Annotated in this window: 13 protein-coding genes; 4 read left to right on the forward strand and 9 right to left on the reverse strand. The window is 64.2% G+C overall.

Going from position 1 to position 14345, the window contains the following annotated elements; genetic code table 11:
- From SZ64_RS15195 to SZ64_RS15225, 7 genes are all read right to left on the reverse strand, one after another.
- Window positions 1-1632 carry an MFS transporter gene (locus SZ64_RS15195; protein WP_054531602.1) on the reverse strand — a complete coding sequence of 544 codons (1632 nt, stop codon included), beginning with the start codon at window positions 1630-1632 and terminating at the stop codon, window positions 1-3.
- Window positions 1633-1712: 80 nt separating this feature from the next.
- On the reverse strand, window positions 1713-2567 hold the full coding sequence (locus SZ64_RS15200; protein ID WP_054531603.1) for an SDR family oxidoreductase: 855 nt from the start codon (window positions 2565-2567) through the stop codon (window positions 1713-1715).
- Between the two features lie 20 nt (window positions 2568-2587).
- On the reverse strand, window positions 2588-3616 hold the full coding sequence (locus SZ64_RS15205; RefSeq protein ID WP_054531604.1) for a methyltransferase: 1029 nt from the start codon (window positions 3614-3616) through the stop codon (window positions 2588-2590).
- Window positions 3617-3621: 5 nt separating this feature from the next.
- The gene (locus SZ64_RS15210) at window positions 3622-4677 is read right to left on the reverse strand and encodes an amidohydrolase family protein (protein WP_054531605.1); all 1056 of its coding nucleotides are present in this window, start codon (window positions 4675-4677) and stop codon (window positions 3622-3624) included.
- A gap of 72 nt (window positions 4678-4749) precedes the next feature.
- The gene (locus SZ64_RS15215) at window positions 4750-6180 is read right to left on the reverse strand and encodes an NAD-dependent succinate-semialdehyde dehydrogenase (protein ID WP_054531606.1); all 1431 of its coding nucleotides are present in this window, start codon (window positions 6178-6180) and stop codon (window positions 4750-4752) included.
- Between the two features lie 183 nt (window positions 6181-6363).
- Window positions 6364-7131 (reverse strand): nuclear transport factor 2 family protein, encoded by a 768-nt coding sequence (locus SZ64_RS15220; protein WP_054531607.1) that lies wholly within the window; start codon window positions 7129-7131, stop codon window positions 6364-6366.
- Between the two features lie 124 nt (window positions 7132-7255).
- A complete protein-coding gene (locus SZ64_RS15225) occupies window positions 7256-8662 on the reverse strand; it encodes an MFS transporter (protein ID WP_054531608.1) in 1407 nt (468 codons plus the stop codon).
- Window positions 8663-8858: 196 nt separating this feature from the next.
- Between SZ64_RS15225 and SZ64_RS15230 the strand changes: the two genes are divergently transcribed.
- Genes SZ64_RS15230 through SZ64_RS15245 form a run of 4 tightly spaced genes read left to right on the forward strand, consistent with a single transcriptional unit; the run spans window position 8859 to window position 11242 of the window.
- Window positions 8859-9377 (forward strand): nuclear transport factor 2 family protein, encoded by a 519-nt coding sequence (locus tag SZ64_RS15230; protein ID WP_054531609.1) that lies wholly within the window; start codon window positions 8859-8861, stop codon window positions 9375-9377.
- Window positions 9374-9889, forward strand: coding sequence for a nuclear transport factor 2 family protein (locus SZ64_RS15235; RefSeq protein WP_054531610.1), 516 nt, complete (start codon window positions 9374-9376; stop codon window positions 9887-9889). Before SZ64_RS15230 ends, SZ64_RS15235 begins: the two co-directional genes overlap by 4 nt.
- Before the next feature lie 4 nt (window positions 9890-9893).
- Entirely contained in the window at window positions 9894-10811 is a 918-nt protein-coding gene (locus SZ64_RS15240) for an SDR family NAD(P)-dependent oxidoreductase (RefSeq protein WP_054531611.1), read from the forward strand.
- Between the two features lie 32 nt (window positions 10812-10843).
- Window positions 10844-11242, forward strand: a complete 399-nt coding sequence (locus tag SZ64_RS15245; protein ID WP_054531612.1) for a hypothetical protein — start codon at window positions 10844-10846, stop codon at window positions 11240-11242.
- Between the two features lie 66 nt (window positions 11243-11308).
- Here SZ64_RS15245 and SZ64_RS15250 read toward each other — a convergent pair whose 3' ends face one another.
- Both SZ64_RS15250 and SZ64_RS15255 read right to left on the reverse strand, forming a co-directional pair.
- The gene (locus SZ64_RS15250) at window positions 11309-13657 is read right to left on the reverse strand and encodes a DNA translocase FtsK (protein WP_054531613.1); all 2349 of its coding nucleotides are present in this window, start codon (window positions 13655-13657) and stop codon (window positions 11309-11311) included.
- A 145-nt stretch (window positions 13658-13802) separates the two neighbouring features.
- Window positions 13803-14336: a thiamine phosphate synthase gene (locus SZ64_RS15255; protein ID WP_054531614.1), complete on the reverse strand. Its 534-nt coding sequence runs from the start codon at window positions 14334-14336 to the stop codon at window positions 13803-13805.
- Window positions 14337-14345 lie beyond the last annotated feature (9 nt).

A 14345-nucleotide genomic window follows, 5' to 3' on the forward strand; every position in this document is an offset into this window, starting at 1 on the left:
TCAGACAGGCTCCCCGCCGGCGCGCGCGCGATCCAGCATGGTTGATTCATCGCGGTTGATGCGCAGCAGCACAACCAGCAGGATTAGGACGATGGCCGGGCACACGACGTTGACCGAGATGATGGCCTGACCCAAATCCCCCCCATTCTTGTCGCTCACGATGCCCACGAAATAGGGGCCCATGCCAAGGCCGAGCAGAGTGGACACGATGATATAGACCGAACTGGTGATGCCCCGCATGCGCGGCAGGACCAGATCGTACATCAGCGAATAGATCGGCGGCAGCCACAGGGTCAGGATCAGGCTATAGACCGTGAAGCGCAGATAGAAGCTGGTCGCATCCTCCGCACTATAGGTCCAGATACCGAAGAAGGGCGAAATGCCCAGCGCGGCCAGCGTAAGCCACACCCGGCCCCTGCCGCCCAGACGGCGGGTGAGGAAGTCAGAAAGCGGCCCGGCCACGACTGGCCCGACAATGCCGAGCGCGGCGGACAGCAGGCCGAATTGCAGCCCGGTGGCCGCAGGCGAAAGGCCGAATTCGCGGATCAGGAAGGATGGGGTGAAGCCCATCACACCGTAATTGATCGAGGTCTGCAGGCCGCCCACCACCATCAGCAGCATCAGCGAGGGCGAGAGAATGACATTATAGGCGGGCTTGTCCGTCAGCTTGAAGCTCTGGAACAGGTTCACGATCACGAAGGCCCCGAAGGCCACCACGAACCATTGCAGCACATGCGGATCGAACGACATGCCCAGTGCCTCGATCGGCGGGCGGGGCGAGAAGCCCTGCGTGACCTTCGTCATGCCGATGCAGACCATCAGGATCAGGGCGAGGGCGGCGATATTGATCGTCCATTGCTTCGCGCCCGCCTTGCGGTGCCAGAGATAGAACCAGTTCGTGCCCGGCGTCACCGCCGCCAGCACGCCTGCGCTGGATTTGAAGGGGGCAGGGTCTTTCGGGGCGGTGATGCCGTCCATCCCGCCGCGCACCGGCTCGCGCATGCGCCAGATCAGCCAGGCGAGCGGCAGGCCGGGGATGGAGGCGATCAGGAAGGCGGCCTGCCAGCCGGCGAAACCGCCCGGCCCGCTGCGGCCGGGGAAGGCCGCATCCCACCATTGGGCGACCACGCCGCCAAGGGTCATGGAAAGGCCCAGGCCCAGCGCCACGGCAATGCCCAGCGCCGCCATGGCCGTGCCGCGCAGATGGCGGGGAAATTCGTCGAAGATGATCGAATTGGCGGCCGGCTGGGTCGCTGCCTCGCCCACGCCCACGCCGAGGCGCGAGATTGCGAGCAGAGTGAAGCTTTGCGCAAAGGCGGCAAGGCCTGCCGAAAGCGACCATGCCGCAAGGCAGATCGCCAGCAGTTTGGTGCGCACCCAGCCATCGACCAGACGGCCGAGGGGGAGCGAGAACAGGGCATAGAACAGCGCGAAGAGCGTGCCGTAAAGCAGGCCCAGCTCGGCATCGCCGATCCCCAGATCCTCGCGGATATGGGGCGCCAGGATGGAGAGAATCTGCCGGTCCAGCAGGCTCATCGCCTGCGCGGCGGATACCATGGTAAGCGCATACCAGCCCGCGCGGCTGACCTTTTTGCCCTCGCTCAGGCCTTCATCGGCTGTGCTGGTGGCCATGGCTCAAGTCTCCTCCCTGTCGGGTCTTGGCTGCCTTTGCGGCATGCAGGCCCGATCCGTATCTCGTCAGTCGAACCAGCTTAACGCAGTGCAGCCGCGATCGTTTCCGCAATCGGCGTGGTCGGGCGGCCGATCAGCCTGCCCAGCGTTCCGCTATCGTCCTCCAGCGCGCCGAGGCTGGTACTATAGGCCGAATTGGCGATCACCTTGGCGACATATTCGGGAAAGCCGTTCTCCGCGAGCGAACGGGCATAGTCTTCCTCGCCCATGTTCACATAGGTGACCGGCTTGCCCGTCTGGCGGGAAAGTTCGGCGGCAAATTCGGACAGGGTCCAGCCGTGGTCGCCTGCCAGTTCGTAAATGTCGCCGCCCTTGCCGGTCACCAGCACGGCGGCAGCGCCTTCGGCCAGGTCCTTGCGCGAGGCGGAGTTGATCTTCCCGTCACCCTGCGCGCCGGTAATCACGCCGGCTTCCGCCCGCGCGGCCACGGCCATCACGTAATTCTCGTTATACCAGCCATTGCGCAGCAGATCGTAAGCAAGGCCGCTGGCGGCAAGCGCGGCTTCGGTCGCGCGATGTTCCTCGCCCAGCTTGATGGGCGAGCGGTCCGCATGGAGGATGGACGTATAGGCGATATAGCCCACGCCCGCTTCCTTCGCGGCGTCGATCACGGCCTGATGCTGGCGCGGGCGCTGGCCCAGTGCATTGCCGGAAATCAGCAGCAGCCGGTCTACGCCGGCAAGGGCGGGGGCCAGTGTTTCGGGCGCATCGTAATCCGCCGCGCGCACATCCACGCCCCTTGCCGCATAATCGGCGAGCTTGGCAGGATCGCGCACCAGGGCGACGACATTGGCGGCGGGCACTTTTTCCAGCAGCGCATCAAGCGCCAGATGGCCGAGCTGGCCGGAAGCACCGGCGATGGCATAGGTGGTCATGTCACTCTCCTGCGGTCCGTTCAGGCGCGGACTTTGGCCTCGATTACGAAGTGGTTGTCGGAGAGAGGCACCGCCTGCGTCAAGGCGAGATTGCCGCAAGCCAGCAATGCCTCGAATTCCGTGAGCGTGCGTTCCTTGCCGTCCCACAGCATCATGGTGAGATCGCCCTGCGCGGCCTTGGCGTGATCGGCCCGTGCCTCGAAGCGGTCGGGCATGATCCGGTCTATCACCAGCACCGTGCCGCCATTGCGCGCCGCCGCTTCGCCCACGCGCGCGACGATCCGCTGCGCATAGGCATCGTTCCAGTCATGCAGGATGTATTTCAGCACATAGCAATCGGCCGCCTCGGGCAGCGGATCGAAGAAGCTGGCGGTGACGAAGCGAGCGCGTTCGCCAAGCCCTTCCCTTGCGAACAGGGCCAGTGCGCCTTCGCGGGCATGGGCCAGGTCCAGCACACAGCCTTGTGCGTCCGGCGCGGCGTTCAGCAGGGTGGCCAGCACCGCGCCATAGCCGCCGCCGACATCGGCAAGCGTGGCGAAGCGCGTGAAATCATAGGTTGCGGCGGCCTCCGCGGCGAAGCGGCGGCTATTGTCGACCATGGACTGGTTGAAGATGGCCGCGGCTTCCGGATTGTCCGCGAATTCGGCGAACCCGTCCGGCCCGTGGGCAATGCCTGCGGGCGGGCGGCCCGTGCTGACGCATTGGGCCAGTTCCGTAAAGGCCGGGGAAAGCTGCGTGCCGACATGCAGCGCCATGCCCTTCAGCGAAAGCGGGCTGTCGCTTCGCAGGCACTGGCCCATTTCAGTCAGCGCGAAGCGGTTTTCCCCTTCGTCGCTCACCAGGCCGATGGCGGCCATGGCGCGCAGCAGGCGGGCCAGCGCCGAAGCATCCGCGCCCAGATCGGCGGCGAGGGCGGAGGCGGACACCGCCCCCGCACCCCCGAGCCTGTTCATCGCATCCGCCACGCCCAGCCTTGCTGCGGCAGTGACGACATGCGGCTTCCAATAGGCGCCGATCAGTTCGCGAAGCTGATCCTGAGCGGTCGCCATTGTCGTCAGAGCTTGAACCAGCGCTCTGCGTTGGTCTGGAAGAACTTCTTCTTCTGCTCCGCCGGAATATCCATGTCGTCCAGCCAGCGCACTTCATCGGGCAGGTATTCGTAGGGATAATCCATCGCGTACATCACCCGGTCTTCGCCCATCACCTCGATCATCAGCTTGATCGCGGGGGCAAAGGCCATGCCGCTGTTGGTGGCCAGCACGTTGTTGCGCAGATAGTGGAACAGATCGTGCTGCAACGGCTTGAGGCGTTCATACCGCTTCGAGCGGACGCCGGCCTGATGCATGTAATTGTGGCGATAGATCCAGTAGGGGATCGCCTCGCAGCCATGGCCCAGCATCATCTGCAGGTTGGGATAGCGGTCGAACACGCCCGAGGTCATCATGCGCAGGCCGTGGAAGCTCGTTTCCACGCCGAAGCCGAATACCGCGCCGTCCAACCCGGCTTCCACCATGGTGCCGATCATGCCGTCCGGCGGACCCTGCGGGTGGATGTAGAGCGGCAGGTCCAGATCGGCGCAGGCGCGCAGGATCGGGTCGAACTGTTCCTCGTCCAGATAGTGGCCATGGGTGTGGCTGTTGATCTGCACGCCATGGAAGCCCAGTTCTTCCTTGCCGCGCTTGAGTTCTTCGGCCGACCATTCGGGGTCGATCGGGGCGACCGCGATCATGCCGTGGAAACGATTGGGATAGCGTTCGCAGGCGGCCTTCAGCTGGTCGTTCGAGCTGCGGGCGATGCGGCGCGCTTCCTCGGGATCGAACAAGGATTGCGTGCCCGGGCTGGTCAGCGCCAGCACGGCCTTGTCGATGCCGGCATCGTCCATCGCCTGAATGCGCAACTCGCCAAGGTCGAGCAGGCGTTCGCGGATGAAGGTGGTGCGTTCCGAAGCGCTGGTGCCGTAAAAGCCCCACAGCGACATCGTGCCCTTGTCGGCGCGGCCTTCCTTCACCAGGCGCATGATCGCGTCGAATTGTTCCTGGGTGGCAAAGGCTTCTTCGGTGGCAATACGCAGATAGCCGCGATCGCCGCCGGTCTTGAGTTCGTGTGTCATGTCAGTTCCGAATATTGCTGGGGAAGCGGGCCCTGCGCGAGGGCCCGTGCCCTGATTTCCTTCGTGGCCGGATTACCCTTCGTGAACGGCCTTGGTCACCATGCAGGCAAGCACGCCCTCGGGGCCGTCTTCGCTGCCGTGGCCGGACCACTTCACACCGCCGAACGGCGCATCGGCGCCGCCGATCATGTGGCTGTTGATGCCGATCATGCCGGATTCGATTTCGCGGGCCAGACGCTGCTGGCGCTTGGCGTCGCTGGTCCAGGCATAGGCCGCAAGGCCGTAGGGCAGGCGGTTGGCCTCCGCGATCATCTCTTCCTCGCCCTTGAACGGGTTGATCAGCGCCACCGGGCCGAACGGTTCTTCGTTCATGATGTCCGCATCCAGCGGGATTTCGGAGAGGACGGAGGGCGCATAGAAGAAGCCCTGATTGCCGATGCGTTCGCCGCCGGTGCCCAGCTTGGCGCCCTTTTCCTTGGCCTGGCCGATCAGGCGGTCCATCGCTTCGGGGCGGCGCTGATTGGCCATCGGGCCCATCTGGGTGCCATCCTGCAGACCATCGCCGACCTTGATTGCCTTGGCGCGTTCGATGAAGCCGTCACGGAACTTCTCGAAGATGTTTTCTTCCACGATGAAGCGGGTGGGCGAAACGCAGACCTGGCCGCAATTGCGGTATTTGCCGCCAACGGCCGTATCCAGCGCCTTGTCGATGTCGGAATCGCCGAACACCAGCACCGGGCCGTGGCCGCCCAGTTCCATCGTGGTGCGCAGCATGTTTTCGGCCGACAGCTTCATCAGGTGCTTGCCGATCACGGTGGAGCCGGTGAAGCTGAGCTTGCGGATGATCGGGCTGCCCAGCAGGTGGCGGCTCACTTCATCCGGCACGCCGAACACGGCCTGGGCCACTTCCTTGGGCAGGCCCGCGTCATAGAAGCACTGCAGCACGGCAAGGGCGGAAGCCGGGGTTTCCTCGGCCGACTTGAGGATGACAGAGCAGCCCGCGGCGATGGGCGCGCCCAGCTTGCGGCCCGGATTGCCGATGGGGAAGTTCCACGGAGCGAAAGCGGCAACGGGGCCGACCGGTTCGTGCCGGACGACCGAGCGGAAGCCGTCCGGGCGGACGAGTTCGCGGCCATAGATGCGCTGGCATTCACCGGCGTAGAAGTGGAACAGGCCGACATTCATCATTACTTCGATGCGGCTTTCGGCCAGCGGCTTGCCTTCTTCCATCGTGGCGATGCGGGCGATTTCCTCCTGCCGTTCCGCCATCAGGCGGGCGGCACCGGAAAGCACGGCGGCACGCTGCGCGGCAGTGGCCTTGCGCCAGATCTTGAAGCCGCGGTCTGCCGTTTCCAGCGCGCGGTCGAGATCGGCGGGGTCCGCCAGCGGCAGTTCGCCCAGCGTTTCGCCGGTAACCGGGTTGACCACGGGGAAAGTCCGGCGTCCGCCGCCAGAAACCTTCTCGCCGTCGATAACCATGTGGAGGGAGGGGTATGCACTCATTTCAAGCAACTCCGTTCGCCCGGGGGATGTGGCAGCGCGGTTGATCCATTGCGCCCGAGTTGCAAGCGAAAAAGCGCCTGCGGGTGCGGGCCTGCGTCATAGGGGAGGCATTTTGTCGCGGGCCGAAGCGAATTCGGGCCGCCACGAAAAAGGGAGGCGACCATGCGCCTCCCTCCTTCAAACCTACTTGGCGGCTTCGGCCTGCTTGGCCGCGGCGCGTTCCGCATCGCGCTTGGCATCGCCTTCCCAGCGGCTGGCCACCATTTCCTCACCCGTGATCGGGTGCTTCATGTGGAAGGGCAGCAGCTTGTGGGTCGGCCACAGCCAGTGATCCTCGATCAGCTCGTCCGGACCGGCGGGGTCTTCGGGGTAGAGCGTCTTGGGGAAGGGCACATATTCCGCATCGGTATAGGCCCAGCCCTTGTCGAAATCGGCATGCCAGTGCGGGAAGTAATTGAGCACCTGGATGCGCCACTTGCCGTCGGCGCCCTTGGTATAGGTGTTCTCATACAGGCCGCCTTCCCACCATTGGCGCACGCCCAGGCCCTTTTCGGGATCGGCGTAATCCTTGTGGCGTCCGGCCTGCATCGTGCTGCGGCCGCGCAGGCGTGCGGTTTTGCCGTCGGCATCGATGTCCACGATCGCCTGGATCTGCGGATGGTCCAGCAGGAAGCCGTCCACCGGGCCGTTGTTATTATGCGTGAAGCGCTTGCGGAAGCGGTCGATATAGAGGCGGGCCACGCCGGCCTTGCCCTTGTAGACGCCGCCGAAGAAACGCACTTCGCCATCGTCGGCAAACAGGTCGATCACCTGATCGTACATGCATTTATCGATCAGATAGCCGTAGAGATATTGCAGCTTCTTCACGTCCAGCTCGTCCTCGCGGACGGTCAGGCGCGTTTCGAGTTCTGCCAGTTTCGCTTCAAGCGCGGCAACCCGGTCATCGGACATACGGTACTCTCCCGAAATAGTAAGCTTTGCTTACAAATTGCGCAGTGGCGTTGACCTGTCAACGGCCCGATGCGGCGGCCTGTGCGCCTTCCGCCTCGGGCCGTCGCGCCTACTTGCCGGGGCCTTATTTGCCCTCGGCTTCCAGCCGCTCCACTTCCTCGCGATAGGGCTTGATGCCGCGCCACATGAAGAAGGTCGCAGTGGGCAGGAAGATCAATGCGGTGATCAGGATCGCTTCCCAGATCTTGTCCTCGTCGCCCACGATGAAGGTGCTGACCGATCCGATCACCCAGCTGCCCAGCCCGCCGAAGAAGGTGAACATGAACAGGTAGAGCGCGCTGACCTGCCCGCGCATTTCGTTGGGGACGATACGCTGCACGGCGGCATTCTGCGCCGGCGCACCGGCCAGGCCGAAGAACACACCCAGCGCCATCATCGTCACCGCCAGTTCGCCCGTGGGCATCAGTGGGGCTGCAATGGTGGTCACCGTGGTGCAGGCGAAGATAATTGCCGTGGCGCGGATATTGGCATCCTTGTAGCGCTTGCCCATCCAGGTCACGAAGACGCCGCCGGTGAAGATACCGGCCAGCATGGCGAAGAGCAGCAGCGTGCCCAGCAGCGCGCCTGTTTCAGCCTCGTTCCAGCCATAGGTGCGAGCCATGAAGGGAATGCGCCATGCGGGCAGGCCCTGGCTTTCGACAGCCGACAGGGCCAGCGCGGCGAACAGCGGCAGGAACACCGTCTTGCGCTGCCAGATAGCCACAGCGGCATCCCAGCCCATGAAGGCGGCGAACTTGCGGCCGATGGAAGCATTCTGGTCCACGAGCTGGGCCGATCCGGCGGGGCTGCGGCGCGGCGGTTCCTTGACCATGAGGAAGATCAGCGCAGCCAGCAGGCCGGGCAGGCCGATCATGATCAGCACCAGCTGCCAGCTGAAGATTTCGATGCCCAGCAGCGAGATCCTGTCGGACATGGTGGAGGTCCAGGCGATCATCTGGCCGCCCAGAATATTGCCGAAGGAACTGCCGCCGATATAGCCAAGCTGCAGCAGCGCGAAGACCAGCGGAATGCGCAGCGGGCGGAAATAATCGCTCAACAGCGAATAGGAACCCGGCCCGTTGGCGGAGCTGGATGCGCCCACGAACAGGCGCGTGCTGACCAGCTGGGCGAAGCTCTGCGCGATGCCGCCCAGCGCCATGATCGAACCCAGCAGGGCGATCCCTCCGGAAAGGACATATTTGCGGGGATAGATGTCCACCAGGCGAGCGAGCGGAATGCCCACGATCACATAGGCGATCAGGCTTGCCGGGCCGAGCAGGAAGCCCAGAGTCGCGTCGGAAATGCCGAAGCTGCCCTTCATCTTTTCCGCCAGCATGCCGAACACGGTCTGGTCGAAGAAGGTGATGAAAGTGGCGAAGATGATCGCGAACAGCGCGAAGAACCCGGCCTTTTCCGAGGGCCAGGGTTGGGTGGAACCAGCGCTCTCGCTGGAGCCGGCAGTCAAATCCTGTGCATTGGGCGCGATGGCCATTGCCTGATCCCCTCCTGGAACGTCTCTCTATCTTATGGAGACTCGCGGATTGTGCTTGGCCATTTTGTAAGTGGTGAATACAAAAAGGCGAAGCGAAAATTGACATTGTCCGTAACGCCAAGAGGCTACGGCAACGCTAGGGAGAGTGCATCATGCAGGCCATTTCAGGCAAGCCTTTGCTGCGGGGTTCGCTCGCATGAGCGGCGCAGCAAAAACGGCGGAATATGCCGAGGATCGCGCGGCGATCGAAGACCTCATGGCCCGGTATCTCTTCGCCATGGATTGGGGCGATTACGATGCCTATCTCGACATGTTCACCGAGGATGGCGAGCTTGAATTTGCGCGCGGAACGGCAAAAGGCCGCGAGGCGATTGGCGAAAGCGTGCGCGCCTTCAAGCAGGCGATCGGCAATTTCTACAAGGATGCCGACGGCAACCCCGCCGTCCTGCGGCATATCATCGCGCAGACGGTGATCCGCGTGGAAGGCAATCGGGCCTTCGCTGTCGCCTTCTGGTGGGAAATGGCCAATGACGGGCCGGGCGGGAAGCCCAAGGCCGGCACCTTCGGCACCTATGAGGACGAACTGGTGAAGCAGGACGGCCGCTGGCTGTTCGCGAAGCGCCGCATCCTCAACGAATTTCTCGAAGGCCGGGCGACGGGCGAGGTAAACCCCGTGCGCCTGCTGGATGAGCGGGCGGAAAGGGCTGGCGCATGAGCGATCCCGCCCAGCTTGCCCGCGACCGGGCCGAGATCAAGGATCTGATGGGCCGCTATCTCTTCGCGATGGATTGGCACGATACCGATGCCTACGCGGGCTGCTTCACCGAGGATGGCGTGCTGGATTATGCCATGGCCACTATCGTGGGCCGCGACGCGATCCGCGAAGGCGCAGTGAAATTCCGCGAGGCAGTGGGCAAGCTGTTCACCCGTGAAGATGGCAGCCCCGCGATATTGCGCCATGTGCTGGACCATATTGTGATCCGCGTGGAAGGCGATGAGGCATGGACCACCGCCTTCTGGTGGGAAATGACCGATGGCGGCCCGCGCCGCACGCCGGAAATCCAGAGCTTCGGCACTTATGAAGACGAACTCGTGAGGCAGGACGGTCAGTGGCTGTTCAGGCGCCGCAAGATTTACAACGAGTTCATTCCGGGCAGGGAATCCCCGGTCGAAAACCCGGTCCATCAATATGACGAGGCGGCAAAGGCCGCCGCTGCGAGGAACTGAAGCGATGAAGGATTTTGCGGGCCGCACGGCATTCGTCACCGGGGGTGCCAATGGCGTGGGCATCGGCATCGTGCGCAACCTCCTCAATGAAGGTTGCAAGGTCGCCATTGCCGACATCCGCCAGGATGCGATCGACCGGGCACTGGCCACGCTGGACAATCGCGAAGTGATGGGTGTGCAGCTGGATGTCGCCAGCCGCGAAGGCTTCAAGGAAGCGGCGGACAAGGTGGAGGCCGAATTCGGCCCGGTCAGCCTGCTGTTCAACAATGCCGGGATCAACCTGTTCCAGACGATCGAGGACAGTTCCTATGACGATTGGGACTGGGTGCTGGGCGTCGATTTCCACGGCGTGGTGAACGGGGTGATGACCTTCGCACCGCGCATGAAGGAACGCGCGCTTTCCGGTGAAGTGAAGGGCGGGCACATCGTCAACACCGCCAGCATGGCCAGCTTCATCGCGGGCGGCGCGCCGGGTATCTACAACACGGCCAAATTCGCGGTGCGCGGCATGTCCTATTCGCTGCGCCATTCGATGTACAAATACGGCATTGGCGTATCGGTGGTGCATCCCGGCCTGGTGAAAAGCTATATCTATGCCAGCGACGATGTGCGGCCCGATGCGCTGAAAGGCGCGATGAAGCCGGTCGATACCGAAGCTGTGAAGCGGCTGGAGGGGCTGCACGAATTCGGCATGGAGCCCGACATCATCGGCGCCCGCATTCTGGACGGCGTGCGGGAAAACCGGGCGAACATCTTCACTCACCCCGATCACAAGGAAGAGCTGAAGGAATTGTTCGACGAAATCCTGGCCGATTACCGCGACTATCCGCAGGATCCGGGTTTCGAACAGCGCGTCGGCTTCGAGAAGATGCGCCGCGACAATTTCGAGGAAACCCGCCGCGCCGCCGATGCAGTGCAGTGATCGTTAAGGCCGGGCGTGCAAGGCAAGGCGCGATGAACCCTATCCTCCTTGCCGGCGCGCTCGCCCTCACCGCCTCTTCCGCATTGGCCCAGACAGGCAATGGGCCTGCAGCGGCGCAGCAGCTCGATCTGGAACAGAAGACCAGCCTGCGCTGTTCGGCCGCCTTTGCGATCATCGCCAGCGAACAGGCGCGCGGCGTGAAGAGCGCGCTGGCCTATCCTCCGCTGGGGGAACGCGGGAAGGAGTTCTTTGTCCGCACCAGCGCCCGGCTGATGGGCGATCTGAAGCTGTCCCGCGAACAGGTACAGGCACTCTACATGGACGAAGTGGGCCGCCTGCAGAATGAAAGCATGAAGGCGAAAGACCCGCAAAAGGCCGTATCCGGGATCATGCAACCTTGCCTGCTGCTGCTGGACGCTTCGGGGATTTAACTGGCCGGTCTTTCGTCGTCCCTGGATTGATCCGGGATCTCTGGCGCCGCCCCCGGACGGGCTGGATCAAAGAGGGTTCCCGTCCCGGTCGCGGAAGATTTCGCGGCGCCCCACATGGTTGGCCGGGCCGACCAGCCCGTCTTCTTCCATGCGCTCGATCCATTTGGCGGCGGTGTTGTAGCCCACGCCCATCTGGCGTTGCAGCCACGAACCGGAGGCCTTCTGGTTCTCGATCACGATCTGGCAGGCCTGGCGATATTTGCGCTCTTCCGGATTGTCGGAGGCAGTGAACTCGTCCTCGAAGCCGAAGCCGCTGTCTTCCGTCTCTTCGGTCACGGCGTCGATATATTCGGGCTTGCCCTGCTTGCGCCAGTGATCGGCAATCGCCTCCACTTCCTCGTCGCTCACGAAGGGGCCGTGCACGCGGGTCAGCGCGCCGCTGGAGGGCTTGTAGAGCATGTCGCCCTTGCCCAGCAGCTGTTCGGCGCCCTGCTCGCCAAGGATGGTGCGGCTGTCGATGCGGCTGGTGACGTGGAAGCTGACGCGGGTGGGCAGGTTCGCCTTGATGACGCCGGTGATGACGTCCACCGAAGGGCGCTGCGTCGCCATGATCAGGTGGATGCCCGCGGCGCGGCTCTTCTGCGAAAGCCGCTGGATCAGCACTTCGATTTCCTTGCCGACCGTCACCATAAGGTCGGCCAGTTCGTCCACGATCAGCACGATCTGGGGCAGCGCCTCGTAATCGAGCTGTTCTTCCTCGAACAGTTCCTCGCCCGTATCGGGATCGAAGCCGATCTGCACCCGGCGGCCCAGCGGCTTGCCCTTGGCGATGGCGCTGGTGACACGTTCGTTGAAGCCGTTGAGGTTACGCGCGCCGATGGAGGACATCATGCGATAGCGCCGCTCCATCTCCTCCACGGCCCATTTGAGCGCGCGGATGGACTTGTGCGGTTCGGTCACCACCGGGGCCAGCAGGTGCGGAATGTCGTCGTAGCTTTTCAGCTCCAGCACCTTGGGATCGATCAGGATCATGCGCAATTCGCGCGGCGTGAAGCGATAGAGCAGCGACAGCAGGATGCAGTTGAGGCCCACCGACTTACCCGAACCGGTGGTGCCCGCCACCAGCAGGTGAGGCATGGCGGCAAGGTCCGCCACGATGGGTTCGCCCGCAATATCCTTGCCCAGGATGATCGGCAGCATGCCCTTGTGCCCGGCAAAGGCCTCTGACGCGGCGAGTTCCTTCAGGGCCACGGTCTGCCGGTCGGCATTGGGCAGTTCGATGCCCATCACTGTCTTGCCCGGAATGGGCGAAACGCGCGCGCTGATCGCGCTCATGTTGCGGGCGATGTCTTCGGCAAGGCCCACGACGCGGCTGGCCTTGACCCCGGCAGCCGGTTCCAGCTCGTACATCGTCACCACCGGGCCGGTGCGCACGGCGGTGATTTCGCCCTTCACGTTGAAATCGTCGAGCACGTTTTCCAGCAGGCGCGCGTTCCGCTCCAGCGCCAGCTTGTCGACCTTGGGCGCCGAATTGGCCGGCGGGTCTTCCAGCAGGTCGAGGCTGGGCAATTCGTATTCGTCGAACAGATCCTTCTGCCGTTTGCCGGTGCCGCTGATCTTCGCAGGCTTGGGCGGGGCGGAAGGATCGGCGATTTCGGGCGGCTTGCGCGCGGGGCCGTCGGCAACGGGGGCGGCGCGCGGCTCTGCCCGTTCGGGCTTTTCCGCCTTTTCGCGCTTGTGCACGAAGGGCAGGGAATCAGCGCTGGGCAGCGAAGGCGCGCGCTTCAGCGCGGCGGGAATGGTGAGCAATTGCGCCCAGTCGATCGCGAAGACGCGGCCCACCATATAGGCCCCGCCTGCAAGGCAGACGAAGCCCATGCCCAGGATGGCCCAGCCCTGCCCGGCTTCGGGCAAGCGCGCTGCCAGCGCCTCGATTGCGCCCTTGCCCAGCAGGCCGGTGATCCCGCCCAGGGATGCGGGCAGGCTGCCGCCGAACGAAGTGAAAGTGAGCGAAAGCACCGTGGAAAGCAGGGCCATGGCGAAGATCAGCATCCCCACCGTGCGCCACCAGCGCGTGCCGTGGGGCGTATCTTCCTCCCCATCCGCATCGCGCCACAGCTTGCGCGCGAAGGCATAGAGCAGCGGAATGAGCAGCACCGAGACGAGGCCGAACAGGAACAGCCCGCGCTCCGCCGCCCAGGCCCCGGCGGAACCCATCCAGTTCAGCGGCGGCCCGCCTGCAGCGGTGGAGGGAGAAGGATCGGTCTGGTGATAGGATGCCAGCGAGAGGGTGAAGAACAGCATCGCCGCAAACAGCGCCAGTGCGCCCGAAAGCTGCAGCGCACGGCGCAGCGACCGCCGGAAGGCGGCGCGCCAATCTGCCTGCGGGGCCTTCCCGATTGGGCGGCTGGCCATGAATATTCCCCTCTGGTCTGGAAGGGGAGAATCGCAGAGTCGGGACTCGCGGTCAAGAATCCGCGGGTTGGGTCGCGCGGAGAACCCAAATCCCCTCCTGCGCGGGGATGACGAGAAAAAGGAGGTGAAGCGCCTGGAGAAGAACTCAGGACAATCCATCAATCGCCGCCCAGTGCGGCCATTCGAGGCGCTTTGCCTTGTGCTTGCTCATGCCCCCAAGCGCGATCACCGGCACGCGCGAGCGGGTAGCCAGCAGGCGGAAGCGAAGCGGGCCGAGGCTCGGGCCGCCAGGGTGGGAGCGGGTGGGGAAGACGGGCGAGAGCAGCATGGCGTCCACGCCCAGCAGGTTCGCCTCCCCGATTTCGCGCAGGCTGTGAGCGGTAGCGAGGCGCAGGTGCCGCCGCCGGGGCCACAGGGCACGCGGTGCACCGTAAATGCCGCCTGCGCCCCATTCGGTCGCGGTGAGGGCGGAATCTGCCAACACGGTTGCGATCCCGCGCGCCCGCGCGATGCGGGCGAGGGTGCGGAAGCGCGCGATCCGTTCGGCCGGTTCGAGATGGTAATGGCGATAGATGAAGCCCGATCCGCGCGGCAGGCGTTTGAGCGCCGCCTCCAGCCCCGCATCGTTGCGGGCATCGGAGATCAGCCACAGATGCGGCAGGGTCTGGCGCGTCACCATCAGGGCGCT

This window comes from Erythrobacter sp. SG61-1L (assembly GCF_001305965.1).
Taxonomy (GTDB): Bacteria; Pseudomonadota; Alphaproteobacteria; order Sphingomonadales; family Sphingomonadaceae; genus Andeanibacterium.